This is a genomic window from Xanthomonas albilineans (assembly GCF_009931595.1).
Lineage (GTDB): Bacteria > Pseudomonadota > Gammaproteobacteria > Xanthomonadales > Xanthomonadaceae > Xanthomonas_A > Xanthomonas_A albilineans.
Window position 1 is genome coordinate 1394330 of sequence record NZ_CP046570.1, and the last position, 24900, is coordinate 1419229.

General features: G+C 64.5%; 20 protein-coding genes. 15 read left to right on the forward strand and 5 right to left on the reverse strand.

The features are described 5' to 3' along the window. Positions 1–463 precede the first annotated feature (463 nt). A complete protein-coding gene (gene thrA, locus XaFJ1_RS05890) occupies positions 464–2965 on the forward strand; it encodes a bifunctional aspartate kinase/homoserine dehydrogenase I (protein ID WP_045756804.1) in 2502 nt (833 codons plus the stop codon). Positions 2966–3000: 35 nt separating this feature from the next. Next, positions 3001–3930: a homoserine kinase gene (locus XaFJ1_RS05895; RefSeq protein WP_080931584.1), complete on the forward strand. Its 930-nt coding sequence runs from the start codon at positions 3001–3003 to the stop codon at positions 3928–3930. Between the two features lie 578 nt (positions 3931–4508). Here the strand turns inward: XaFJ1_RS05895 and XaFJ1_RS05900 are convergent. Further along, a protein-coding gene (locus XaFJ1_RS05900) for an IS5 family transposase (RefSeq protein ID WP_155393649.1) occupies positions 4509–5314 on the reverse strand; the annotation gives its coding sequence in 2 pieces (ribosomal slippage) (positions 4509–4984 and positions 4984–5314; 807 coding nt in all). A gap of 42 nt (positions 5315–5356) precedes the next feature. On the opposite strand from XaFJ1_RS05900, the gene XaFJ1_RS05905 reads away from it, so the two are divergent. Together XaFJ1_RS05905 and thrC are read left to right on the forward strand one after the other, a co-directional pair. Then, a complete protein-coding gene (locus XaFJ1_RS05905) occupies positions 5357–6979 on the forward strand; it encodes a tannase/feruloyl esterase family alpha/beta hydrolase (protein ID WP_045756805.1) in 1623 nt (540 codons plus the stop codon). A 591-nt stretch (positions 6980–7570) separates the two neighbouring features. Further along, positions 7571–8872, forward strand: coding sequence for a threonine synthase (gene thrC / locus XaFJ1_RS05910; protein WP_012915759.1), 1302 nt, complete (start codon positions 7571–7573; stop codon positions 8870–8872). Positions 8873–9230: 358 nt separating this feature from the next. On the opposite strand, the gene XaFJ1_RS05915 is transcribed toward thrC, so the two are convergent. Continuing rightward, positions 9231–9659, reverse strand: a complete 429-nt coding sequence (locus tag XaFJ1_RS05915; RefSeq protein WP_155393650.1) for a hypothetical protein — start codon at positions 9657–9659, stop codon at positions 9231–9233. Positions 9660–10502: 843 nt separating this feature from the next. Here XaFJ1_RS05915 and hisS point away from each other — a divergent pair. Beyond that, positions 10503–11903 (forward strand): histidine--tRNA ligase, encoded by a 1401-nt coding sequence (hisS, locus tag XaFJ1_RS05920; RefSeq protein ID WP_012915763.1) that lies wholly within the window; start codon positions 10503–10505, stop codon positions 11901–11903. Between the two features lie 62 nt (positions 11904–11965). Here the strand turns inward: hisS and XaFJ1_RS05925 are convergent, their stop codons facing one another. Continuing rightward, complete coding sequence (locus XaFJ1_RS05925; protein ID WP_045756806.1) at positions 11966–13108, reverse strand: hypothetical protein; 1143 nt, start codon at positions 13106–13108, stop codon at positions 11966–11968. 238 nt (positions 13109–13346) lie between these two features. On the opposite strand from XaFJ1_RS05925, the gene XaFJ1_RS05930 reads away from it, so the two are divergent. The 9 genes from XaFJ1_RS05930 to hisIE are packed head-to-tail and all read left to right on the forward strand — an operon-like array spanning position 13347 to position 20834. Then, on the forward strand, positions 13347–13646 hold the full coding sequence (locus XaFJ1_RS05930; protein WP_012915765.1) for a YerC/YecD family TrpR-related protein: 300 nt from the start codon (positions 13347–13349) through the stop codon (positions 13644–13646). 36 nt (positions 13647–13682) lie between these two features. After that, entirely contained in the window at positions 13683–14597 is a 915-nt protein-coding gene (gene hisG, locus XaFJ1_RS05935) for an ATP phosphoribosyltransferase (RefSeq protein WP_012915766.1), read from the forward strand. Continuing rightward, the gene (hisD, locus tag XaFJ1_RS05940; RefSeq protein WP_012915767.1) at positions 14594–15889 is read left to right on the forward strand and encodes a histidinol dehydrogenase; all 1296 of its coding nucleotides are present in this window, start codon (positions 14594–14596) and stop codon (positions 15887–15889) included. Before hisG ends, hisD begins: the two co-directional genes overlap by 4 nt. After that, positions 15886–16986: a histidinol-phosphate transaminase gene (hisC, locus tag XaFJ1_RS05945; protein WP_012915768.1), complete on the forward strand. Its 1101-nt coding sequence runs from the start codon at positions 15886–15888 to the stop codon at positions 16984–16986. The genes hisD and hisC overlap by 4 nt, the downstream gene beginning before the upstream one ends. Next, positions 16983–18056 (forward strand): bifunctional histidinol-phosphatase/imidazoleglycerol-phosphate dehydratase HisB, encoded by a 1074-nt coding sequence (gene hisB, locus XaFJ1_RS05950; protein ID WP_012915769.1) that lies wholly within the window; start codon positions 16983–16985, stop codon positions 18054–18056. The genes hisC and hisB overlap by 4 nt, the downstream gene beginning before the upstream one ends. 58 nt (positions 18057–18114) lie before the next feature. Continuing rightward, positions 18115–18717: an imidazole glycerol phosphate synthase subunit HisH gene (gene hisH, locus XaFJ1_RS05955; RefSeq protein ID WP_045757240.1), complete on the forward strand. Its 603-nt coding sequence runs from the start codon at positions 18115–18117 to the stop codon at positions 18715–18717. Then, positions 18714–19448, forward strand: a complete 735-nt coding sequence (gene hisA / locus XaFJ1_RS05960; RefSeq protein WP_012915771.1) for a 1-(5-phosphoribosyl)-5-[(5-phosphoribosylamino)methylideneamino]imidazole-4-carboxamide isomerase — start codon at positions 18714–18716, stop codon at positions 19446–19448. The genes hisH and hisA overlap by 4 nt, the downstream gene beginning before the upstream one ends. After that, positions 19442–20218 (forward strand): imidazole glycerol phosphate synthase subunit HisF, encoded by a 777-nt coding sequence (gene hisF, locus XaFJ1_RS05965; RefSeq protein ID WP_012915772.1) that lies wholly within the window; start codon positions 19442–19444, stop codon positions 20216–20218. Before hisA ends, hisF begins: the two co-directional genes overlap by 7 nt. Continuing rightward, the gene (gene hisIE, locus XaFJ1_RS05970) at positions 20208–20834 is read left to right on the forward strand and encodes a bifunctional phosphoribosyl-AMP cyclohydrolase/phosphoribosyl-ATP diphosphatase HisIE (protein ID WP_012915773.1); all 627 of its coding nucleotides are present in this window, start codon (positions 20208–20210) and stop codon (positions 20832–20834) included. Before hisF ends, hisIE begins: the two co-directional genes overlap by 11 nt. A gap of 172 nt (positions 20835–21006) precedes the next feature. On the opposite strand, the gene XaFJ1_RS05975 is transcribed toward hisIE, so the two are convergent. Next, the gene (locus XaFJ1_RS05975) at positions 21007–21999 is read right to left on the reverse strand and encodes a PhoH family protein (RefSeq protein WP_045757241.1); all 993 of its coding nucleotides are present in this window, start codon (positions 21997–21999) and stop codon (positions 21007–21009) included. A gap of 111 nt (positions 22000–22110) precedes the next feature. Beyond that, on the reverse strand, positions 22111–23523 hold the full coding sequence (gene miaB, locus XaFJ1_RS05980) for a tRNA (N6-isopentenyl adenosine(37)-C2)-methylthiotransferase MiaB (protein ID WP_012915775.1): 1413 nt from the start codon (positions 23521–23523) through the stop codon (positions 22111–22113). 283 nt (positions 23524–23806) lie between these two features. On the opposite strand from miaB, the gene XaFJ1_RS05985 reads away from it, so the two are divergent. Next, positions 23807–24754, forward strand: a complete 948-nt coding sequence (locus XaFJ1_RS05985; RefSeq protein ID WP_012915776.1) for a lytic transglycosylase domain-containing protein — start codon at positions 23807–23809, stop codon at positions 24752–24754. The last annotated feature ends 146 nt before the right edge of the window (positions 24755–24900 follow it).

The following is a 24900-nucleotide window of genomic DNA, read 5'->3' on the forward strand; positions in this document are numbered from 1 at the left end:
ATCACCATCACCGTTTGCGCGCCCTATGCCGGGACGGCTCGGCTGGGGTGTGCGCGAGAGGCGCAGTCCCTCCAGGCCGGACCCCAGACCTGTGGTGGCCGCGGGTGTCGGCGGGACATTTCGCCTAGCCTGTAAACGATAGTCGCTTTTGCAACCGTTTCGCTTGGCTGGATGGCGTGCTGGTGACACGTGGACGGGCGGCTTGACAGCGCCCCGGCGCATGATGTCCTCTTGTAGGCAATGCCTATGGTCTCCGCCCGCATCGTCGCTGTGATCCCGCGTTTGCTTCGGCACGCGGCAGGGTACGGTGCCGGTATTACCACGGGGATTACCACCCACACCATTGATCCGGTGCGGTCCGTCGTCTTCGCCTAACTGTCGAACACCACGGCCCCGCACCCGGATCAGGATGCGGGTCACTCCGCAGCCTGAGACGAGCGGGGCCTCCACTCCGAGGTCTCCCATGTCGTCCGCCGCCGTCTCGTCTGTCCCAGCACCTGCGCTCGCCGCGCGTACCGTCGTTCATAAGTTCGGTGGCTCCTCGGTGGCCGATGCCGAGTGCTATCGCCATGTCGCGCAACTGTTGCTGGCGCGTGAAGATGGCTTGCAGATCACGGTGGTGTCGGCGATGAAAGGCGTCACCGATGCCTTGATCGAGCTGGCCGAACTGGCGGTGCGCGAAAATGCCGACTGGCGCGAGCGCTGGCACCAGACCCGTGCCCGGCATCGCGCCGCGGCCGTGGCGTTGCTCGGCGAACACGCCGGCGCCACGGTGGAATGGCTGGATGTGCGTTTCGAACATCTGGCCGAGATCCTCGCCGCGTTGGCGGTGATCGGCGAACTGCCGCGCGAAGTGTTGGAGCGCGTCCAGGGTCTGGGTGAGGTGTATTCGGCGCAATTGCTCGGCGAGCATCTGCGCGCGCTCGGCGAGGACTGCGCGATCCTGGATGCGCGCGAGGTGCTGGTGGTCGATCGTGGTGAACTCGGCGTGGACGTGGACTGGGACGCCAGCGCACAGCGCCTGGCGCAGTGGCGTGCGCAGCATCCACAGCAGCGGATCGTGGTCACCGGCTTCGTCGCCCGCGACCGCGCCGGACGTATCGCCACGCTTGGCCGTAACGGTAGCGATTATTCCGGAGCGATCTTCGCCGCCCTGTTCGATGCCGACGAGTTGCACATCTGGACCGATGTCGACGGCGTGCTCTCGGCCGACCCGCGCGTGGTGCCCGAAGCGGTGCAACTGGAAACCCTCAGCTACGACGAGGCTTGCGAACTGGCGTACTTCGGCGCCAAGGTGGTGCATCCGCAGACCATGTCGCCGGCGATCGAGCGCGGCTTGCCGATCATCATTCGCAATACCTTTCAGCCAGAACACCCCGGGACGCGCATTACCGCCAGCAGCGCCACCAGCGGACCGATCAAGGGCCTGACCCTGAGTCCGGACTTGGCTGTGCTCAATCTCGAAGGTACTGGCCTGATCGGCGTGCCCGGTACCGCCGAGCGCGTGTTCGCTGCGCTGCGCAATGCGCGGGTGTCGGTGGTGATGATCTCGCAGGGATCGTCCGAGCATTCTATCTGCTGCGTGGTGCGGCAGCACGAGGCCGAGCGCGCGCGCAGCGCCGTACTGTCGGCCTTTGCCCATGAACTGGCTGTAGGGCAGGTGCAGCGGGTGCAGATCACAAGCGGGATCAGCGTGTTGGCGGCGGTCGGCGACGGCATGACCGGGCAGCCTGGCGTGGCCGCGCGTTTGTTCGAATCGCTGGGTCGCGCCCAGGTCAATATCCGTGCCATCGCGCAGGGCTCGTCGGAGCGCAATATTTCCGTTGCCATCGATAGCGCACACGCGACCAAGGCACTGCGTGCCGCGCATGCCGGCTTCTGGCTGTCGCCGCAAACGTTTTCGGTCGGTGTGATCGGTCCGGGCAATGTCGGCGCCGCGCTGCTCGACCAATTGCACGCGGCGCAGCCGCAACTGTTGGCCAAGGCCAATCTCGACCTGCGCCTGCGCGCGATTGCCTCGCGCAGCGCGATGCGGCTGGAAGCGCGTGCCTTCGCCGGCGATTGGCGGCAGGCGCTGGCGGCCGGCAAGCAACCCACCGATCTGGATGCGTTCACAGCACATCTGCTTTCGGCGCATCTGCCGCATGTCGTCATCATCGACTGTAGCGGCAGCGCCGACGTTGCCGACCGCTACGCGGCCTGGCTGGCCGCCGGCATCCATGTGGTGACTCCAAACAAGCAGGCCGGCGCCGGCCCGCTGGCGCGCTTTCACGCGATCCGCGCCGCCGCGCAGAGCAGTGGTGCGCGTTTCCGCTACGAGGCCACGGTCGGCGCCGGCCTGCCGGTCATCACCACGTTGCGCGATCTGGTCGATACCGGCGACGAAGTCACCGCGATCGAGGGCATCTTTTCCGGCACGCTGGCTTGGCTGTTCAACAAATACGACGGCAGTGTGCCGTTCTCGCAGTTGGTCAGTCAGGCGCGTGGCATGGGTTATACCGAGCCCGATCCGCGCGATGACCTGTCCGGCACCGATGTGGCGCGCAAGTTGGTGATCCTGGCGCGCGAGGCCGGGCACGCATTGAGCCTGGAGGATGTGGCGGTGGAAAGCCTGGTGCCGGAAACGCTGCGCCAAGCCAGCGTGGACGATTTCATGACGCGCTTGCAAGAAGTGGATGCGGCGTTCGCGCAGCGCTTGCAGGCGGCACGGGCGCGCGGCTGCGTGTTGCGCTACGTAGCGCAGTTGGCGCCGGGACGCGCACCCAGCGTCGGCCTGGTGGAACTGCCGACCGATCATGCTTTCGCCAATTTGCGCTTGACCGACAACGTGGTCCAGTTCACGACACGCCGTTATTGCGCCAATCCATTGGTGGTGCAAGGCCCCGGCGCTGGCCCGGAAGTCACCGCTGCGGGCGTGTTCGCCGATTTGCTGCGGGTGGCGGCGGGCGAGGGGGCACGTTTGTGAGCAAGGCGCAAACCGCGCCGACATGCGCTGCGAATATGGACAACATACCGCAACAGGCACGCGCCTTCGCACCTGCCTCGGTGGCCAATGTGGCGGTGGGCTTCGATCTGCTGGGCTATGCGCTGGAGGGCGTTGGCGACACGGTCAGCGTGCGTCGCATCGCCGCTCCCGAGGTACGCATTGCCGCGATCCGCGGCACCACCGCGGCGTTGCCGCTGGAGGCGACGCGCAATACCGCCGGCGTGGCGCTGATCGCGCTGCGCGAGGCACTGGACTTGTCATTCGGGTTCGAGCTGGAGATCGACAAGGGGATCCCGCTCAGTTCCGGCATGGGCGGCTCGGCAGCATCGTGCGTGGCGGCGTTGGTGGCGGCCAATGCGCTGTTGGAAGTGCCCTTGTCGCGGGAGCAACTCTATCTCTATGCGCTCGATGGCGAGGCCGTGGCCAGCGGTAGCCGGCATGGCGACAATCTCGGGCCGATGTTTCTCGGCGGTTTGGTGCTGTCCACCTTGCAACGGATGGTGCCGGTACCGGTGGCGACGGAATGGTACAGCCTGCTGGTGCATCCGGATGCCGTGCTGGAGACGCGCCGCGCGCGTGTGGCGTTGGCCGGCGATTACCAACTCGGCGAATTCGTCGCACAAAGCGCCAATCTGGCGCTGGTGTTGGCAGGCTGTTATGCCAGCGACGCAGCGCTGGTGCGTGCCGGCCTGCACGACACGCTGATCGAGCCGCGGCGGGCGTCGTTGATCGTCGGCTTCGATGCGGCCAAGGCTGCCGCGTTGGCCGCCGGGGCGATGGGCGCGGGGATTTCCGGCGCCGGTCCGAGCGTATTCGCCTGGTTCGCCACCCGCGCTGAGGCCGAGGCGGCGGCACCGGCAGTGCAGGCGGCGTTCGCTGCGGCCGGCTTGGATAGTCAGTATTGGGTGTCGGCGTTGAACTGCCAGGGTGCAAGGCTGTTGTAGCGAGTGCGTTTCTACCGTGCCTTTAAAGCCTGTCCTGCGACTGCTGTTGCTCCCGAGTAAACACCGGTGGACTGACGCGAAGGTGGCTGCAAAGTGAGCGTCAGCCTAATTGCGTTGCGTCGGCGTACCCGCCCGCTCGGCAGGCACTTTGTCGTTTCCGCGTTGAGCGGGTTGAGAGTGTGCGTATTGACGTTGCTGCGGATTGCACCGGCTTGATTAAGGTCGATTGTGCGAGGCGGACACAATTCAATTCATCCCATCGGGTTCTGGCGGCGTGGTTGGCTGTCATTTCGCGATGCGCGCATGATTGTGGCAAAAAACGCACCGTATACGCTGTTTTTACATTGCGCAGCGTATGAATATAGTTTGAACCTTAAATTGCATGATCGCTGCTGCGCAGCGTGCAAGACGCCCTGGCCGGCAGTCTGGTCAGGCTCCTCGATGAAAGGAGATTGCCATGGTTCGTTTAAGCTGGTCAGGATTACTGCTGCGTGTTGCGGCAGGCGTTGTTTCGTTGTCGGTGGGGGCATCAGCGTCGGCCGCATGCTCGGATTTGCTTAAGTTGACACTAAGAGTCGCTAACAAAACTCAGGAAGAATCCGTAGGCAGATGATCGAGCAGGCAATCGAGAGCCATGCCAGATGGATATCGATTCGACGTTCGAATCGGATGCGCAGCTTGCCCATGCCTGCGAGCCACGCGTGAGTGCGTTCCACAACCCAGCGATGGCGCCCCAATCGGTCGTTGCGCTCGATTCCCTTGCGAGCGATGCGTGGCGTGATACCCCGTTGCTTGAGGTGATGGCGGCAACGGTCGATGTCGTAGGCCTTATCAGCGTGCAGCTTGCCTGGCCAACGTCGTGGGCGCCCTGCCTTTCCGGCGATCGGCGGCAAGGCATCGACCAGTTCTTCGAAGACCACCGAGTCGTGTCGGTTTGCTCCGGTCACGCAGAACGCCAAGGGAACGCCATTGCGGTCGACGATCAGATGCCGCTTGCTGCCGAGTTTGCCGCGATCGGTCGGGCTCGGCCCGGTGTGGTCTCCCCCCGGGGGGAGACCACACTGGCCGCGTCCAGGCTGGCTCGGCTCAGGTCCAGCGTGTCGGCTCGCCGCAATTCGGCCAGCAGGACCTGATGCAGGCGATGCCAGACGCCGGCGGCCTGCCAGTCGCGCAACCGGCGCCAACAGGTCATGCCGCTGCCGTAGCCCAATTCCAGGGGCAGTTCTTCCCATGGGATCCCGGTACGCAGGACATAGACGATGCCGTTGAGGGCTTGCTGATCGCTGACGCGAGGCCGCCCTCCTTTGGGCGAGGGTTTTACTGACGGGATCAGCGGTTCGATGCGCGTCCACAGCGCGGCGGGGATCTCTTTGCGACGGGCCATGCCGCCAATTTTGCCACCTCCGAATCTGCGTTCAACTAGGTTTTGTTAGCGGCTCTAAAGTCCACGACGATCACCACGGCCGAGGATGTGCCCGCCGGTGACTTTACCGCTCCGGATGGCAGTGTGATCGATAAGCTACCTGCGTTCTGTCGTGTTGTTGGAGTGTCGCGACCTGTCGACGATTCGCAGATCGGGTTCGAGGTTTGGATTCCGTCGTCGGGCTGGAACCAGAAATACCTGCAGGTCGGCACGATCGTGTTCGCTGGGACCATCGAATATAAGTCGCTCGGTTTCGCTTTACGGCGTGGTTATGCGACCGCAACCACGGATGGTGGTCACACCGGATCGGTTGGCGATGCGACGTTTGCGCTCGGCCACCCACAGAAGATCATCGACTGGGGCTACCAGGCGCTGGCCGTCACAATCTCCAATGGAAAGTCGGTGGTTTCCGCGTATACGCATAGCACACCGCGCTACTCCTACTTTTTCGGTGCTTCCAATGGCGGCCGGGATGCGCTGATTGCGGCGCAGCGCTTTCCGCAGGCCTTCGACGGCGTGATTGCCGATGCGCCGTCCAACGCCTGGATCCACAACGCGTTCTCTTGGCTATGGTCGGAGGATGCCGAATTCGCCAGTTCGGCTGCAACCATCTCTACGGCCAAGCTGCCGGCTATCCAGGCGGCGGCGCTCGCCCAATGCGATGCCAAAGACCACACTGCCGACGGTGTGGTCAATGATCCACGCCGATGCCACTTCGATCCTAGTGTGTTGTTGTGCTCAGGCGCCGAGACCGACAGTTGTCTCACTGCGCGGCAGATCCAGACCCTCTCGGCGATCCTGGCTGGTCCGGTCGACCCGCAGACCGGTCAGCGCATCTACAGTGGATTTGAGCCGTTCGCAGTCGCCACTCCGGGGTTGTGGGACACGTATGTCACCGGCAACGCGGCTGTCCCCGGCGGCGGCCATTCGATCCTTGCCAACCAGTTCTTCGCGAACATGGTGTTTGGCACCGGTACCGCCTTCGACCATACGCAAGTGAATTTCGGAACCGATGTCGCCCGCGCCGAACGCACGCCGATCAACGGCCAGTCGCTTGCCAGTGTGATTGACGCTACTTCTCCCGATTTGAGCGGCTTTCGCGCACGCAATGGTAAATTGATCCTCTACATCGGTTGGGAAGATACGGTGATTCCGCCGCGGGGCGCAATCAGCTATTACGAATCGGTCGTCGCCAAGCAAGGCTTGGACAATGGTCAGACCGAGAGCTCCGAGGGCGCTCTTGCGCAGACACAGCAATTCTTCCGTCTGTTTCTGGTTCCAGGCATGGGCCACTTCACTGGTGGGCCTGGTACTTCTGCCTTCGGTGCGCTCTTTGGACCACCCGGGTTAGCCATTGATCCCCAGCACGATGTGCTGTCCGCGTTGGAAGCATGGGTTGAACATGGCGTCGCACCGGAGCGCATTGTTGCGGCAAAGTATGTCGGTGACGATCCTACCAAAGGCGTGATCCGCACTCGGCCGCTGTGTCGCTATCCGCAATCCGCGCTCTGGATTGGTATGGGCAGCACCAACGATGCGCAAAACTTCATCTGTGTGGACGGGCCGCGTGGCGCGTACCTTGATGGCGCGGCTGCGCCTGCGAGCGTGCTGTCGCACGGCCGATAAACGAACGCAACGTTCGCCGTCTGTTGGACGCGAACGTTGGTGGCTGCACGCTCGATGGGCTGAGTGTTTTTCATTCCTTGGAAATGGCTGGTCTTGTGTGGACCTTGGCCGCAGGTATGGCGGCGCACACCTGCCGACGGGTGGGTGCTGGCCTTACCTCGAGAGCAGCGGGTACGCAAAAGCTGGGCGCACGATGCGATCGCCGCGCCGCCTACGCAGGAGTCTTCCTCACGGCGAGATTGGTGCTGCCCACCCCGATGCCAGCTGCCCGAGATGTCGCGACAAAGCCGTTCCGTGCAGGGCTAAGCGCTCGTTTGCGGCGCGTCTCGCCAGTCCATACCTGGCCTGGGAAAGCCTGCGTCCTCGTCATCTGGTAACGTTCGCAATTGGCGAGTGTCAGTGACGCATGCGCGACGGCTGTTGGGCCCCGATGGTGGTTCCCGATGGCGGAGCATTCTATTCACTGTGCTCCACAAAAGTGCTTCGAGTGCCAATCCGATCTTTCCGTTCGCTGTGCCTGCTGTGCAGAGGCAGTGCAGGGCAAAAGCGGTATAAGACCGCTTTGGTTGCGTCTTTTTTTCATGGATCACAATGAACTTCATTTCCACCCGTAACACCGCGCCGGCCGTTTCGCTCAGCCAAGCCATCGCTGCCGGTCTGGCGCCCGATGGCGGCCTTTACGTCCCTGAGCGCCTGCCGCCAGCACGGGCTTTGACGCCCGGCGCTCGCCTGGCCGAGACCGCCGCAGTGTTGCTGGCGCCGTTTTTTGAGGGCGATGCGCTGGAGCCGGAATTGCCGGCGCTTTGCGCCGAGGCGTTCGATTTCGCTGCGCCGCTGCAACCGCTGGTCACGCCGGGCGATCACGCCTTGGAGTTGTTCCATGGGCCGACCGCCGCGTTCAAGGACTTCGGAGCGCGCTTCCTTGCCGCCTGCCTGACGCGATTGCGGCGCGACACGGCGACGCCGTTGACCATCCTGGTCGCTACCTCCGGCGATACCGGCGCCGCGGTCGCTGCCGCGTTCCATCGCCAGCCTGGCTTGCGCGTGGTGGTGTTGTATCCGGATGGCCGCGTGTCACCGCGGCAGGCGCACCAGTTGGGCTGTTTCGGCGACAACATCCAGGCCCTGCGCGTGGCCGGTTCGTTCGATGACTGCCAGGCGTTGGTCAAGCAGGCCCTCAACGATGCCACGCTGCAGGCGCAGGTACCGCTGAGTTCGGCCAACAGCATCAGCCTGGGGCGGCTGTTGCCGCAGATGAGCTATTACGCGCATGCGGCGCTGACTCATCACGCCGCGCATGCGCAGTCTCTGAATCTAGTGGTGCCGACCGGCAATCTGGGCAATGCGCTGGCGGCGATTCTGGCGCGCGGATTGGGTGTGCCGTTGGGCCAGATCGTGCTGGCAACCAACGCCAATCGTGTACTGCCGGAGTATTTCGCGGGCGCGGCATACGCGGCGCAGTCCAGCATCGCCACGCTAGCCAATGCGATGGATGTCGGCGCACCAAGCAATTTCGAACGCTTGCGGTGGTTGTATCGCAGCGACGATGCGTCGCTGCGCACGCAGTTCCGGGCGTATTCGGTGGACGATGCGCGGATCCGTCAGGTGATCGGCGAGCGCTTCCGGCGCTATGGCGAAGTGCATTGTCCGCACACCGCGACGGCCTTGCACGTGCTGCAGCAGTTGCGTGCCGAGGCGGCGCAGGCCGATGCTGGCGATTGGGCGGTGGTGGCGACCGCGCATCCGGCCAAATTCGAGGCGGTTGTGGAGCCATTGATTGGACAGCCGGTGCCGGTGCCAGCGGCATTGGCCGAGTTGTTGCAGCGCTATGCCTATGCCGAGCCGATTGCAGCGGACTATGCCGGCTTGCGCGCTCGCTTGCTGGCTGGGTGAGTCTGCAAGCGCTCGCCACCGCGTTCGGGCGGGCGATGTGCAGCAGCGTAGGCGTCGTGCGTGGCTTGCGCTGCAATTCAACGTGCGTGTCGGCGCTGGCATGCAGTTGGCTGGCATCGGTGTAGAGCATCAAGCCGCTGGCCGGGGATGGCTCGACATTTTGAAGCGCCCCGGCGCAGTGGCTTGCTGGCATGCCGTGATGTGCACCGCGAGACAGCACGATGCACGTGAGCGATGTGCTTGTGTTGAATCAAATCAGGGGTGGCGAGCCAGATGGTGGTCGCTGCACCGATATCGTTGCTTCTATTGGGCGCATTCGAGGCAACATGTGTTCTGCGAATATGCGACAGGGCAAGAATCAGTGCTGAGTTGGTTGTTGTTTGATAAGAAGTCTCATGTCGCTGCCGCCCACAACAAGATATAAGTTCTGAACTAGATGATCATAGGCTGCTGAAAGAGGGGTGAAACTTTGAATTTCACTGCCAGCTGCGCAGTAGATGTTAGACATGGCGTGAAATTCGTCATGATCCCAGATATGGATAGTCAGCAACGGGCCGCGTACGCTGGTTCCCGTTGCCAACGGGGTGCAAGAAGCCCCGAAAGCGGTGTAGGCAAATATGGCTTTGACATTGGGATTGTAATTTAATATGCGTGTTGCAATGAATGGCCCGCCAGGTTGTGATTCGTATGGGTTCACGCCAGTCGATGCGGCAGTGCCCGCGTTCAAGGCGAATACGGTACATAGCATGATTGTACGTAAATTTCGTAATCCGGAAAATATTTTCATTGCCATTTCCTATGGTTGGCTTAAGGGTGTGGCTGTGTGAAAAATAATGTGCGAAAAAAATCCCGCAAATGCGGTGAATTTGCGGATGAATTCATGTTTTCTGCTGGAGCTAAGGTGACTGCATGCAATGCGTGATTGCATTATCGGAATATGGGTATAAAAATATTATTATCCCGATATTTTTGTTTCTACTTCCTTGAGCGATGTTCCGGGTGAGGCACAAAAATATCTGTAAAAATCAACTTCACGAATAGTTCGCACTTTGTGTGTGAAGTAGTGTGTTTTATGCGGCGTGATGATTGCGTGCAGCATATAAATTTATTTTCTTCGCACTACTTTAAACGCCGGTATGAAGGGCTTGATTTCAGGGGCTTTAGAATAACCACAGCATGGGTGTGACTGGCAGGCTGCCGGTGTATGGCCGCGTCTACATCTGACCCTGTTGAATCAGTCGCGCAGCGCCAGCACGCTCAGTACGCTGGAATGGCTGGATCGTTGAACGCATATGCGGCGCATCCGTCTCGAATGTCGGATCGACATCCACTTGCTCATGTTGTCGCTTGTCTGCTTCATCAATGTGCCGTGGCCACTTTGCCTGGTGAAGTGGCCCGTTCTGACAATCGCGCGTGTCGGACATGGCCCTGGGTGGCATCACCTCGATGCGCGGTGTCCATGGCCGCTTGTCTGCGCAGTCGGAGACCTGCTGAACATGCGCGATTGCCACGTGGTCATGGGGAAGGCACCCCGGCGACAGGTGGACGTCATACGCCATTGCGGTCGTCTGCGTTCGGTGCGGCTAGAATTGGCGTCCCGCCCACCTCCCGAATCGCAGGAGCTCCACTCGTGATCAAGCCCCGTACGCCGCCCGGCATCATGGAATTGCTGCCGCGCGAGCAGATCGCGTTCCAGCGCATGCTGGACGTCATCCGCCGCAACTATGAGCGGTTCGGGTTCCTGCCGGTGGAGACGCCGGTGTTCGAGTTGTCCGATGTGCTGTTGACCAAGTCCGGTGGCGAAACCGAGCGCCAAGTGTACTTCGTGCAGTCCACCGGCGCCCTGGCCAATGCCGCGGCCGAAGGCGCGGAGGGGGCGATGCCGGAGTTGGCGCTGCGCTTCGATTTGACCGTGCCACTGGCGCGCTACGTGGCCGAACACGAACACGAACTGAGCTTCCCCTTCCGCCGCTACCAGATGCAGCGGGTCTACCGTGGCGAGCGCGCCCAGCGCGGACGTTTTCGCGAGTTCTACCAGTGCGATATCGACGTGATCGGCAAGGACGCGCTGAGCATTCGCTACGATGCGGAGGTGCTGGCGGTGATCCACGCGGTGTTTGCCGAGCTGGGCATCGGTGCGTTCGCGGTGCAGTTGAACAATCGTAAGCTGATGCGCGGCTTTTTCGAGAGCCTGGGCGTGGCCGAGGGCGAGCGCCAGCTGGCGGTGTTGCGCGAGGTCGACAAGCTGGACAAGCGCGGTGCCGACTACGTGCGCGAGACGTTGGCCGGCGAGGGTTTCGGTATCCCGGCTGCGCAGGTCGAACAGATTTTGCAGTTCGTCGCGGTGCGCTCCAGTGGTCATGAGGATGCGTTGGCGCGGCTGGACGCGCTGGAGGCGGCGACCGGTGCCAGTGCGACGCTGCGCGAGGGGGTGGCCGAGTTGCGCGAAGTGTTGGCGCTGGTCAAGGCGCTGGGCGTGCCGGAGCGGGCGTATTGCCTGAATTTCTCCATTGCCCGCGGTCTGGACTACTACACCGGCACCGTCTACGAGACCCTGTTGAGCGATTACCCGCAGATCGGCTCGATCTGTTCGGGTGGGCGTTACGAGGATCTGGCCAGCCACTACAGCAAGTCCAGGCTGCCCGGCGTGGGCATCTCCATCGGCCTGACCCGGTTGTTTTGGCAACTGCGCGAAGCCGGGTTGATCGACGGCATCGCTTCCAGCAGCGTGCAGGCCATGGTTGCGTTGATGGATGAAGCTAGGTTGGCCGATGCGTTGGATATCGCCCGGCGTTTGCGTGCCGGTGGGATCAACACCGAAGTGCAGATGGAGCCGAAGAAGGTCGGCAAGCAGTTTCAGTACGCTGCCCGCGCCGGGATCCGCTTCGTGGTGCTGGCGGGCGAGGACGAATTGGCGCGTGGAGTAGTCGCTGTCAAGGACTTGGTGCGCGAACAGCAGTTCGAGATCGCACGCGAGGATCTGGCCAGCACACTGCTTGTGGAACTGGAGCAGGCCAAGGTCATGGCGTGAGCCATGCGTTGACCTGCGCGGCAGGCCTTTCGTTGGTAGGCGGGGGTGTCGACGTGCGCGCCTTACCTGAGCAGTCCGGCGCGTTGCAGCATGCGTTTGAGCGCGCGTCGTTGCGCTTGGTCGTCGGCGGGCCAGCCCTGTAATTGCGCTTGCACGCGTCCGTCGCGCACCAGGAAGAAGGTCGGCATGGCCCAGTGGCGCGGCAGCAGCGGCCATTCCTGCTGCTCGTAGATCGGATGCAGTGGCATCTGCGGATGGCGCTGGTTCCAGGCGCGGACGTCGCTCATGTCTTCCTTGCCCGGTGGCAGGCTCAGCCATAGCGCATGGCGGCGGAAGGCCGGGCCGAGTTCGGGGTCGTTGGCGATGGCGCGTGCGGCATCGGCTGCGAAGTGGCAGCCGGCGGTGACCAGAATCCGCGGGCGTCGTAGGTCGATGGGTTGCCGTCGCAAGGTCGTGCCACCGGCATCCAGCGACCACAGCGTCGGGCCATGTGCGCCTGGGCCCAGACGGTCGTCGAAGCGCAGCCAGTGCGGCCAGTCGGCGTCGCCGCCGGTCGCCAGCAGTCGGCGCGCGTCTTCGGTACGATGGGCGAGCAATAGCGCGTTGCCGGTGGCGTCCAGTTGCGCGGCGTCGGCCTGGCCGCGATCGCGCAGCAGGTTCAGTGTGTGCAGTTGCGCTTCCAGCCCTGCCGCGGTGGGGCGCAGGGTGTAGGTCGCGACGATGGCACGGTACAGCAGGGCGAGCGAGGTGCTGTCCAGTTGCGCTGCGGCGCTGCGGTCGAAGGCTTCGGGCAGCGCGGCGCGCAGCGATGGCCAGGGATCGCGGCCTTCGTGCTGTAGCTTGCTCAGGACACGCTCGTATCCGTTGTAGCGGCGTTCCAGTGCGCCGATTGTGGCGGTGGCGTCTACGTTGTGTGCTTGCTTTGCCCAGTGGGGCAGGGTGTCTGCATACTGCGCGGCCCCGAACAGTGCGAGGAGTGCGCGCCCTTGTTCGCGTGTGAGTTGTGCTAGATCCTGGGTGTCGAACCCGCTTAGGCCGTTGCGGCCGAACATCAGGCCGTCGATGAAGCGCTCGCGTGCGCCGGGGGAGAATGCGTCCAGTGGCGTGGGTTCACCAGCATGCGCGCGCAGGTATGCATCGAGCTGGGATTGCGAACGGATCGGGAGCGGATTGTTGGCCTCGTCGTTGGTGGTGGCGGCAGCCATGGTCGATGGCCGTGTGGCCGGCGGCGTCGCATCCGCGAGTGCGTTCGTCGAGAGAAGCAGTGCCAAGTATGCAAGGAGAGGACGAGGCATGGACGTTGTCGTGGCGGCTATCGTGGCGATGCTAGCGACCCTGCGGCAGCCACGCCAGCCATGGGATGTCAGTTTCGCGTGGGGAGGGCGGGTCTGCACGATTGGTCGGCCCTTGACATTTGTACTAACACGTTATTACATTAGCGGAATGAAACAGCGCCCCGCTTCCGTAGCAGACCGTGACAGCGACGCCGCGTTCAAGGCGCTGGCGCGCACGCTCGCCCAGCTCGACAGGCCGCAGGACGTCGCCGCGTTTCTGCAGGATCTGTGCACGCCGGCCGAACTGGAGGCAATGGCAGACCGCTGGCGCGTGGTGCCTTTGCTACTCAAGGGCCTGCCCTACCGCGAGATCCATGAACTGACCCAGGTCAGCGTGACCACGATCGGTCGCGTTGCGCGGACCCTCGAATACGGCGCTGGCGGCTATGCCGCGGCGCTACGCCGCTAGACGGCGCGCCCTTCCGCTTCCCACTGAGATCCCCTGATGAGTGCTTCCCTGGCAGCGCCGGCACGCGACCGGCTGCGTATCGCGATCCAGAAAAGCGGCCGCCTGGCCGAGCCGGCACGTGCGGTGCTGGCCGCCTGCGGACTGAGCTGGCGCGAGAGTCGCGACAAATTGTTCTGCTATGGCGAGTCGTTGCCGGTGGATCTGCTGCTGGTGCGCGACGACGATATTCCTGGGCTGATCGCCGATGGCGTGTGCGACTTCGGGATTGTCGGTCGCAACGAATTGGACGAACAGGCCGGCGAACGCCGTCGCAATGGTCTGCCCGAAGCCTACCGTGCGTTGCGCGGGCTGCACTTCGGCCAATGCCGGCTGATGCTGGCGGTGCCCGAGCAGTGGGAATGGATCGGCCCGCAGCAGGTGCAGGGCAAGCGGATCGCCACCAGCTATCCGGCGGTGCTGGCCGATTGGCTGGAGGCGCGGGGCATCGAGGCGCAAGTGGTGGAACTGTCCGGCTCGGTGGAGATCGCGCCGCGCCTGGGTACCGCCGACCTGATCTGCGATCTGGTGTCCAGCGGCGCGACCCTGGCCGCTAACCAGCTCAAGCCTGTGGAAACTTTGTTGGACAGCGAGGCGGTGCTGGCCGGGCCGGTGCGCGAACCAGCCGACGCTCGTGCTGGGTTGGCGGCGATGTTGCTGCGCCGGCTCGACGGCGTCCTCAAGTTGCGCGACAGCAAGTTGCTGATGTTCCGTGCCGCACGCGACCGGGTTGCCGACTTGACCCGGTTGCTGCCCGATGCCGACCCGCTGGTGCAGTTGCCCGGCGATGTGGATGAACCATTGCAGTTGCAGACGATGTGTCACGGCGCGATTACCTGGCAGCGCATGGAAGAATTGGAGCGTGCGGGTGCGCAGGGCTTGATGGTGTTGACGGTGGAGCGCTCGCTCGCATGAATCGATTGGATTGGAATGCGCTCGACGCGCAGGCCCGCACCCAGGCCTTGACCCGACCGGTGCAAGCCGTCGCTGCGCAGACCCGCGCGACGGTGGCGCAACTGCTTGAGCAGGTGCGCGCGGATGGCGATGTGGCGTTGCAGGAAATCACCGCGCGCCTGGATGGCGTGGTGCTGCAGCAGTTCGAGGTCGGTGCCGACGAGTTTGTCGCGGCCGAGGCGGCGGTGCCGGCGGCGTTGCGCGAGGCGCTGCTGCAGGCGATGACGCGGATCACCGCCTTCCACCGCGCCGGCGTGGCTCAGCCGTATGCCGTGGAGACCGCGCCTGGGGTCGTCTGCGAGCGGGTGGTGCGGCCGATCGGTCGGGTCGGCCTGTACGTGCCGGCCGGTAGCGCGCCGCTGCCGTCCACGGCGTTGATGCTGTGCGTACCGGCGGCATTGGCCGGTTGCCGCGAGGTGGTGTTGTGTACGCCACCGCGCGCCGATGGCTCGGCCGATCCGGCGGTGCTGGTCGCGGCGCGACTGAGCGGAGTGGATCGCGTGTTCAAGCTCGGCGGTGCGCAGGCCATTGCCGCGATGGGCTTCGGGACCGCTTCGGTGCCTTCGTGCGACAAGTTGTTCGGCCCTGGCAACAGCTACGTCACCGAGGCCAAGCGGCAGGTGGCGCAAGCCGGTGCGGCGGCGATCGACATGCCGGCCGGCCCGTCCGAGGTGTTGGTGATCGCCGATGCCGGCGCCGATCCGGCGTTCGTCGCCGCCGATCTGTTGTCGCAGGCCGAACACGGTCCGGATTCGCAGGTCGTGCTGCTGTCCGACAGCGCGGCGTTGATCGATGCGGTGGAGGACGAGTTGGAACGGCAATTGGCGACGCTGCCGCGCGCGGCGATCGCCCGCCAGGCGCTGGCCGCGTCGCGGCTGATCCTGGTCGGCACGCTCGAGGAGGCCTTCGCGATCAGTAATCGCTATGCGCCCGAGCACCTGATTCTGGCGCTGCGCGCGCCGCGCGATTGGTTGGAACGGGTCGAGGCGGCCGGCTCGGTGTTCCTCGGCGACTACACCCCCGAGGCCTTGGGAGACTACTGCAGCGGCACCAACCATGTGTTGCCGACCAGCGGTGCGGCGCGAGCCTACAGCGGGGTCAGTGTTGCCAGCTTCCAGAATTTCGTCAGCGTGCAGAGCGCCAGCCAGGCCGGTATCGCCGCTATCGGCGCCTGCGCGGTGCTGATGGCGCGCGCCGAAGGCCTGGACGCGCACGCCAACGCGGTGGCGTTACGCATGGAGAAAGCGGGATGAGGGCCTCCACCGATTCCGCTGGGCTGCTGGCGCTGGTGCGCCCGGACTTGCGTGACTTCACTGGCTATTCCTCAGCGCGCAGTAGCGCAGTGCAGGGCGAGGTCTGGCTCAACGCTAACGAATCGGCCTGGGCCAACCTGGCCGACCGCGATGCCGACAACCGCCGCTATCCGGACCCGCAGCCGCCGCAGTTGCGTGCGGCGCTGGCCGCGTTGTACGGCTGTGCGCCGGAACAACTGCTGATTGGTCGCGGCAGCGACGAGGCGATCGACTTGCTGCTGCGCGCGCTATGCGAGCCGGGCCGCGATGCGATCGTCATCACGCCGCCCGTCTTCGGCATGTATGCGGTGTGTGCCCGGATGCAGAACGCGCGCGTGGTCGAGGTGCCGCTGTGCGATGCAGCGGACGGACTGCACGCCGATCTCGATGCGGTCGTGGACGCGGCACTGAGCCAGAGAGCCAAACTGGTGTTCCTGTGTTCGCCAGGTAATCCTGGCGGCGCGGCCATCGCGTTGGACGACATCGCCCGCGCCGCGCAACGCTTGCAGGATCGTGCCTTGCTGGTGGTGGATGAAGCCTACGGCGAGTTTTCCGATCAGCCCTCGGCGACCACGTTGCTGGCGCGTCAGCCGAATGTGGCGGTGTTGCGGACCTTGTCCAAGGCGCACGCGCTGGCGGCGGCGCGGATCGGCTGCGTGATCGCCGATCCAGCGCTGATCGCGGTGCTACGACGTTGCCAGGCGCCGTATCCGATCCCGGCGCCGTGCCTGCATCTGGCGCTGGCCGCGTTGCAGCCCGAGCCGCTGCGGCAGACCGCGCTGCGCGTGGCCGAGGTACGCGAGGAACGCACGCGCATGCAGGCCGCACTGGCCATGCTGCCGGGTGTGCGCCGGGTCTATCCATCGCAAGGCAACTTCCTGCTGTTGCGTTTCGACGATGCCGAGGGTGCGTTACAGGCCTTGCTGGCGGCCGGCGTGGTGGTGCGCGACCAGCGTGCCGCAGCCGGGTTGGGCGATGCCTTGCGCATCACCCTTGGTACGCCGGAACAGAATCAGCGCGTCCTTGATGCCTTGCGGGCGTGGAGGGCGGCGGCATGACCCCGATCCTGTTCGTGGACCGCGACGGTACGCTGATCGAGGAGCCGGCCGATTTCCAGATCGACGCCTACGAGAAGCTGCGTTTCGTGCAGGGCGTGATCCCGGCGCTGCTGAAGCTGCGCGATGCCGGCTATCAGTTCGTCATCGTCACCAATCAGGACGGCCTGGGCAGCGCGACGTATCCGCAGGCCGCGTTCGATGGTCCGAACGATTTGATGCTGCAGATCTTCGCCAGCCAGGGGATTGCATTTCGCGAGGTGCTGATCGACCGCAGTTGGCCGGCCGACAACGCGCCCACGCGCAAGCCCGGCATCGGCCTGATGCTGCCGTACTTGCAGGACCGCAGCATCGATTGGGCGCGTTCGGCGATGGTCGGTGACCGCGTGACCGATATCCAGTTCGCGGAAAATCTGCATATCCGCGGCTTCCAGTTGCGCACCGCGCAGTTCGGCGGCGATTGGGAGTGGGCCGGCATCGCCCATGCATTGGCCGATGCGCCGCGCCGCGCCAGGGTGCAGCGCGACACCAAGGAAACCCGGATCGCGGTGGAACTGGATCTGGACTTGGTACGCGATCCGCATTGTGCCACCGGCCTGCCGTTCTTCGATCATATGCTCGAACAGATCGGCAAGCACGGCGGCTTCGCCCTGGACGTGCATGCCGAGGGCGATCTGCACATCGACGAACACCACACCATCGAAGACACCGGTCTGGCCCTAGGACAAGCGCTGCGTCAGGCACTGGGCGACAAGCGTGGCATCGGGCGCTACGGCTTCACTTTGCCGATGGACGAGACCCTGGCCAGCGCCGCACTGGACTTCAGCGGGCGTCCTTATTTCGTATTCGAAGGGGAATTCAAGCGCGAGCGGGTTGGCGATATGCCCACCGAACTGGTGCCGCATTTCTTCCGCTCGCTGTGCGACGCGGCCGGTTTGAATCTGCACCTGAGCGTGCGTGGCGACAACGATCATCACAAGATCGAAGCCTGCTTCAAGGCCTTGGCGCGTGCGTTGCGCCAGGCCGTGCGCCGCGATGGCGCGGCGCTGCCTTCGACCAAGGGCGTGCTGTGAGCGCGCGTGCGACGCCGATGCAGCGCACACCGCACGGTGCCCGTGCGTGGAGGCGGCGATGAGCACGGTGGCCTTGATCGACGCGGGCGGTGCCAATCTCGGTTCGGTGCGTTATGCGTTGGAACGCCTGGCAGTGGAGCCGCGACTGGTAAGCGACGCGGCGGGCCTGCAGGGCGCGTCACGGGTGATCCTGCCCGGCGTCGGCGCCGCGCCGCAGGCGATGGCGCGGCTGCGCGCGCAGGGCCTGATCGAACCGCTGCGCATGTTGCAGGTGCCGTTGCTCGGCATCTGTTTGGGGATGCAGTTGCTGTTTGAGCATTCGGAAGAAGGCCAAGTCGATTGCCTGGGCGTACTCGCCGGCGTGGTCCGGCGCATGCCGCCGGCGCCGGCTATCCGGGTGCCGCACATGGGTTGGAACCGCTTGCTGCCGATGCGGCCATCGCCGCTGCTGGAGGGCCTGCCGGCTCGGGCCAGCGCCTACTTCGTGCATGGTTATGCGGCGCCGGTCACTGCCGACACGGTGGCCGCCTGCGACCATGGTGGCTTGTTCAGCGCGGTGGTGCAGCACGGGCGTCGTTGTGGCGCGCAGTTCCATCCCGAGCGTTCTGCCGACACTGGCGCACGCATCCTGCGCAACTTTCTCGAGACCGATTTCCCATGAGCTTCCTGGTCTATCCCGCACTGGATATCCGCGATGGCCGCGTGGTGCGGTTGGCGCAGGGCGACTATGCCCGCGAGACCCACTATGGCGATGATCCGCTGCGCCGAGCGAAGGCTTACGCCGACGCTGGCGCGCAGTGGATGCATCTGGTCGATCTGGATGCCGCGCGCGCCGGCGGCTACACCTTGGGGCCGTTATTGGAGCGCATCCGTGCTCAGACCGGGTTGCATGTGCAGACCGGCGGCGGCGTGCGCTCGCGTGCCGATGTGCAGCGCATGCTCGATGCCGGCGCTACCCGCGTGGTCATCGGCTCGTTGGCGGTGCGCGACCGCGAGTCGGTGCTGGAATGGCTGGCCGAGTTCGGGCCGGCGCGTATCACTGTGGCGCTGGACACGCGGCAGGATGCGAAGAAGGTGTGGCGGTTGCCGGTGCTCGGCTGGACCGAGACCTCGTCGCTGACCCTGGACGCGCTGGCCGGCGAGTACGCGGCAGCCGGGTTGACCCATCTGCTGTGTACCGACATCGCCCGCGACGGCATGCTGTCCGGACCGAATCTGGCGCTGTATGCGCACTTGCGCCAGATCGCGCCAGACGTGGCCGTGCAGGCTTCCGGCGGCGTCCGCAATGCGGCCGACGTGCGCGCAACGCGCGAGGTCGGTTGTGCCGGCGTGGTGCTGGGTAAATCGTTGCTGGAGGGCCGCTTGCGCCTGGACGAGGCGTTGGCATGCTGAGCCGGCGCATCATTCCGTGCCTGGATGTGCGCGATGGCCGTGTGGTCAAGGGCGTGAAGTTTCGCGATCACGTGGACATGGGCGATATCGCTGAACTCGCATTGCGCTACCGCGACCAGGGTGCTGATGAATTGGTCTTCTACGATATCGGCGCCAGCCCGGAAGGGCGTTCGGTGGATTACGCCTGGGTCGAGCGCGTGGCGCGGCTGTTGGACATTCCGTTCTGCGTTGCCGGTGGCATCCGCGATGTCGCCACGGCGCGGTTAGTGCTGCATGCCGGCGCCGACAAGATTTCGATCAACTCCCCAGCGCTGGAACGCCCCGCGCTGATCGCCGAACTGGCCGACGCCTTTGGCGTGCAGTGCGTGGTGGTCGGCATCGATTCGATCCGCGAGGAGGATGGCCAGTGGCGGGTGCGCCGCTTCACCGGCGATCCCGACAAGACCCAGGCGCTGCGCATGCGCACCCTGGATTGGGTGGTCGAAGCGCAGCAGTTGGGCGCTGGCGAGATCGTGCTCAACTGCATGGACAACGATGGTGTCCGCCGTGGCTACGACATTGCGCAGTTATACGAGGTGCGCGCAGTATGTAAGGTACCGCTGGTGGCTTCCGGCGGCGCTGGCGAGATGCTGCACTTCGCCGAGGTATTCGAGCGCGCCGACGTGGATGCCGCGCTGGCCGCCAGCGTGTTCCACAGCGGTGCTATTCCCATTCCCGAACTCAAGCGCTTCCTGCGCGAACGTCAAATCGAGGTGCGCGATGGCACATGAACATACAGAACACACGGGCGCCGTTGACGATGCGGCGCTGGATTGGAACAAGGGCGATGGCCTACTGCCGGTGGTGGTGCAGGATGCGGCCACCCTGCGCGTGCTGATGCTCGGCTACATGAATCAGGAGGCGTTGGCCACGACCCGCCGCAGCGGTTTGGTCACCTTCTACAGCCGCAGCAAACAGCGTCTGTGGACCAAGGGCGAAGGCTCGGGCCACACGCTGGAGTTGGTCGCGATCGACACCGACTGCGATTACGACACGCTGCTGGTGCTGGCGCATCCGCGCGGACCGACCTGTCATCTTGGCCGCACCAGTTGCTTCCCGCAGGCGCCTGGGCAGTTCCTGGGTGCGCTGGATCGGCTGGTCGCGCAGCGCGAAGGCGAACGTCCGCCTGGCAGTTACACCACCACCCTGTTCGAGCAAGGGACCCGGCGTATCGCGCAGAAGGTGGGCGAGGAGGGCGTGGAGACCGCGCTCGCCGGTGTGGCCCAGGGCGATGCCGAGTTGCTCGGCGAATCGGCCGATCTGCTGTATCACCTGACCGTGTTGCTACGCGCACGTGGCTTGGCGCTGGCCGATGCGGTCGAGGTGCTGGAGACGCGGCACCGCTGAGGCTGGGCAGCGCGTTTTATCCACTTGCGGCAACAGTTTGAACTTGGTGATCGCTTAACTGCCAACGCCGAGACCGCTGCGCGACTCAGAAACCGTGGCGTCGCGTCGGCACTGCTGAGACTGCTGGCGGCGCCGATCAACCTCGTCGCCAGCGCCTCTGTTCAGGATTGGGTCATGCGGACAGATCGCCGTTGGCGCGATCGCCGACGTCGCGTTTCTCGTAGGCGTTGACGATGCGCGCGACCAGCGGGTGCCGGACCACGTCGCGTGCCTCGAAAAAGGTGAAGCTGACCCCGTCCACTTCGTGCAGTACCTCGATTGCGTCGCGCAGGCCGGACTTGACGTGCTTGGGCAGGTCGATCTGGGTTAGATCGCCAGTGATTACGGCGGTACTGCCGAAGCCCAGACGGGTCAGAAACATCTTCATCTGCTCGATGGTGGTGTTTTGCGCCTCGTCCAGGATCACATAGGCGTCGTTGAGCGTGCGCCCGCGCATGTAGGCCAGCGGCGCGATCTCGATGACGTTCTTTTCCAGCAACTTCACCACCTTGTCCACGCCGAGCATTTCGTACAACGCGTCGTATAGTGGGCGCAGATACGGATCCACTTTCTGGCTCAGATCGCCGGGCAGGAAGCCGAGTTTCTCGCCGGCCTCCACCGCCGGGCGCACCAGAATCAAGCGTTGCACGCGCGACTCGTTCAGCGCCTCCACCGCGCTGGCGACGGCCAGGAAGGTCTTGCCAGTGCCGGCCGGGCCGATGCCGAAATTGATGTCGTGGGTGGCGATCTGGTGCAGGTACTTGGCCTGGTTGGCGCCACGCCCGCGCACGGTGCCGCGTTTGACCTTGATCGCCACGTCCTGCGGTTGATAGGCGCGCTGGGCGATCTGATCGACGTTGGACTGGTTCAGACGCAGATGGATCTGCTGGTCGTCGAAGATCACGCTGTCGGCCTCGGCGTAGAGCGCCTGCAGCAGTTGTTGGGCGGAAGCCACGGCCGCTTCCTGACCGGTTACCCGGTACACGTTGCCGCGGTTGGAAATCTCCACGCCCAGGCGCAGCTCGATCTGCCGCAGGTGTGCATCGAAGGGCCCGGCCAGGTTGGCCAGCCGCTCGGTGTCGGCGGGGTCCAGGGTGAAGTCGTGGTGTGCGGATGCTGTGGTCATTGCGATGTAGGTGCGGCAGTGCATGCGCTGCGCGTATTGTTCAGCGCCTGGGAGGCAAGCGTAACCCGCACGGCAATGCAGGACCAGCGCATGTGGCGCTATCGCGCGGGCTCAATCCACGTCTGCGACCACGCGTCCGCGCAGCGAATTGCTCAGCGCCTCGGTGATCGTCACCTCGACAAACTGTCCGATCAGGCGCGGATGTCCGGGGAAGTTCACCGAGCGCATGTTTTCGGTCTTGCCGGTCAGTTCGGCCGGGTTCTTTTTCGACGGGCCTTCGACCAGCACCGTCTGCACGCTGCCGATCATGCTGCGCGAAATCTGTTGCGCATGGGCATTGATGTGCGCCTGCAGCCGTGTCAGCCGTGCATGCTTGACGGCTTCGGGGGTGTCGTCTTCCAGGTCGGCGGCCGGCGTGCCCGGGCGCCGCGAATAGATGAAAGAAAAGCTCTGGTCGAAGCCGACGTCTTCGATCAGTCTCATGGTCTTGTCGAAATCGGCGTCGGTCTCGCCGGGGAAGCCGACGATGAAGTCCGAGCTGATCGCGATGTCCGGACGCACCGCCCGTAACTTGCGGATCTTCTGTTTGAATTCCAGTGCGGTGTAGCCCCGCTTCATCGCGCTGAGGATGCGGTCGCTGCCGGCCTGCACCGGCAAGTGCAGATAGTTGGCTAGTTGCGGCACGTCGCGGTAGGCGTCCACCAGCGAGTCGCTGAACTCCAGTGGGTGCGAGGTCGTGAAGCGGATGCGACCGATGCCCTCGATCTGGGCGATGCTGCGGATCAGTAGACCCAGATCGGCGTGCTGCGGGTCCTCGCCGACGTCGGCGTCGGCATACGGGCCGCGATAGGCGTTGACGTTCTGGCCGAGCAGGTTGATCTCGCGCACGCCCTGCGCGGCCAGTTGCGCCACTTCCACCAGCACGTCTTCGAATGGTCGGCTGATCTCTTCACCGCGGGTGTAGGGCACCACGCAGAAGGAGCAATATTTGGAACAGCCCTCCATGATCGACACGAATGCCGATGGCCCCTCGGCGCGCGGCTCGGGCAGCCGGTCGAACTTCTCGACCTCGGGAAAGCTGATGTCCACCTGCGATTGCCCGGAAGCGCGTCGGGCACGGATCAACTCCGGCAGCCGGTGCAGGGTCTGCGGGCCGAACACCAGGTCCACGTAGGGCGCGCGCTTGACGATCGCTTCGCCCTCCTGCGACGCCACGCATCCCCCCACGCCGATGATCACCTGTTTGCCGCCGGCCTTGAGCGCCTTCCAGCGGCCGAGCTGGCTGAATACCTTTTCCTGCGCCTTCTCGCGGATCGAGCAGGTGTTGACTAGGACCACGTCGGCTTCTTCGGGGTTGTCGGTTAGCTCGAGCCCCTCGGCGGCGGCGAGCACGTCGGCCATCTTGGCCGAGTCGTATTCGTTCATTTGGCAGCCGTGGGTCTTGATGTACAGCTTGCCACGCGCTGGCGACGGGGTGGCGGGGGTGCTGGTGGAGGGCAGGGGGTGCAGGACAGTCCCGGGCATGGCGCTGAATCCAGGCGGGTGGAAAGGTGGCCGATGAGTTTACCCGTGCAGGCGTCTCTGCGCAGGTGCCCGGTTGGCTGCCCCGTATGCCCCCCGTGTGCATGCACTGACCGCAGCCTGTCGTGATGGTCAAACGCTCTATCATCTGGGCACGGAAGGGAGTGGGAGCGGGTTGGGAGGCGTCAAGCCCATCTCGCTCCCGGGATAGGACGACGGCTGCGGCCTCGGGTGGCTCAATCAGCACGGACTTGGCAACCGGCGGGGAAGTTGGGACACTGCCGCCATGAAGGGGATGCTGTGGCTTCTGGGGCTGGTAATCGCCACGCTGTCGGCTACGCCGGCCAGCGCGGGTACCGTATACAAATGCATCGGTACCGACGGTGTCACCAGCTACGGTAACAAGCGCGTGTCCGGCGGCAATTGCAGCGTGATCGATCACTATATGCCCGAACACCGCGCTGCGCAGGCCGCAGCGGTCCCGGCCAAGGCCGCAGCCGAGCGCGCCCCAGGCCATCGTGTCGTCGCCTTGGCGGCTCAGTCGGTCGGCGTCCAGGCTTCCCAGGCTGGCGCTTCGGTCACCGCCCCGGCGTCAGGCGCGCCCAGGATGGTCCCGACGCGTGGGGTTCCTGTGGCCGCTGCCTTACCGCAGCGGTTGGTTAGCGGCCAGCTCTACTCTTACATGCAAGATGGCGTGCGCCATTACACCAGTGCCCGGCCAACCCAGGTCGCCAGTCTGGGGACGGTACGCACGATCCACTACAGCTTCATGGAGACCTGCTACGCCTGCGCTAACTCCGGAGTGAACTTCGGCGCTGTGCGCCTGAACACGACCGCCTACCAGGGCGAGATTGCCGCTGCTGCGCGCGAGTACGGGGTTGAGGAAGCGGTGGTGCGTGCAATCATCCATGCCGAGTCGGCCTACAACCCCATGGCGCTTAGTCGCGCCGGCGCGCAGGGCCTGATGCAGTTGATGCCGATGACGGCGCGCCGTTTCGGGGTTGGGGATGCGTTCGATCCGGCGCAAAACATCCGTGGGGGCGTGCAATATCTGGCGTGGTTGTTGAAACGTTTCAACGGTAACCTCAGCTTGGCGGCGGCTGGCTATAACGCTGGCGAAGGCGCGGTAGACAAACACGGCGGTGTGCCGCCGTATAGTGAGACGCAGCTCTATGTACAGCGGGTTGGCGTACTCGCCGAACGCTACCGTGGCGCGGGTTCGGCCGCGCATTGACCCCGTGGCTGCCCATGGCGCGCGGATGTGCCGGCTGCATTGTCGGCGGATTAAGGGTTCCGCTACACTGCGGTGAATTCGATGCAACTCGATCCCCACCGAGTTGCTGGCAGCCTCACGCTACCCAATCACAGATCGGAGTGCCG

Bases quoted from the DNA above. Each gene is read 5' to 3' on its own strand.
- thrA (WP_045756804.1), top strand. From the start codon at position 464: ATGTCGTCCGCCGCCGTCTCGTCTGTCCCAGCACCTGCGCTCGCCGCG.
- XaFJ1_RS05895 (WP_080931584.1), top strand. From the start codon at position 3,001: ATGGACAACATACCGCAACAGGCACGCGCCTTCGCACCTGCCTCGGTG.
- thrC (WP_012915759.1), top strand. From the start codon at position 7,571: ATGAACTTCATTTCCACCCGTAACACCGCGCCGGCCGTTTCGCTCAGC.
- XaFJ1_RS05915 (WP_155393650.1), bottom strand. From the start codon at position 9,659: ATGAAAATATTTTCCGGATTACGAAATTTACGTACAATCATGCTATGT.
- XaFJ1_RS05925 (WP_045756806.1), bottom strand. From the start codon at position 13,108: ATGGCTGCCGCCACCACCAACGACGAGGCCAACAATCCGCTCCCGATC.
- XaFJ1_RS05930 (WP_012915765.1), top strand. From the start codon at position 13,347: ATGAAACAGCGCCCCGCTTCCGTAGCAGACCGTGACAGCGACGCCGCG.
- hisG (WP_012915766.1), top strand. From the start codon at position 13,683: ATGAGTGCTTCCCTGGCAGCGCCGGCACGCGACCGGCTGCGTATCGCG.
- hisD (WP_012915767.1), top strand. From the start codon at position 14,594: ATGAATCGATTGGATTGGAATGCGCTCGACGCGCAGGCCCGCACCCAG.
- hisC (WP_012915768.1), top strand. From the start codon at position 15,886: ATGAGGGCCTCCACCGATTCCGCTGGGCTGCTGGCGCTGGTGCGCCCG.
- hisB (WP_012915769.1), top strand. From the start codon at position 16,983: ATGACCCCGATCCTGTTCGTGGACCGCGACGGTACGCTGATCGAGGAG.
- hisH (WP_045757240.1), top strand. From the start codon at position 18,115: ATGAGCACGGTGGCCTTGATCGACGCGGGCGGTGCCAATCTCGGTTCG.
- hisA (WP_012915771.1), top strand. From the start codon at position 18,714: ATGAGCTTCCTGGTCTATCCCGCACTGGATATCCGCGATGGCCGCGTG.
- hisF (WP_012915772.1), top strand. From the start codon at position 19,442: ATGCTGAGCCGGCGCATCATTCCGTGCCTGGATGTGCGCGATGGCCGT.
- hisIE (WP_012915773.1), top strand. From the start codon at position 20,208: ATGGCACATGAACATACAGAACACACGGGCGCCGTTGACGATGCGGCG.
- XaFJ1_RS05975 (WP_045757241.1), bottom strand. From the start codon at position 21,999: ATGACCACAGCATCCGCACACCACGACTTCACCCTGGACCCCGCCGAC.
- miaB (WP_012915775.1), bottom strand. From the start codon at position 23,523: ATGCCCGGGACTGTCCTGCACCCCCTGCCCTCCACCAGCACCCCCGCC.
- XaFJ1_RS05985 (WP_012915776.1), top strand. From the start codon at position 23,807: ATGAAGGGGATGCTGTGGCTTCTGGGGCTGGTAATCGCCACGCTGTCG.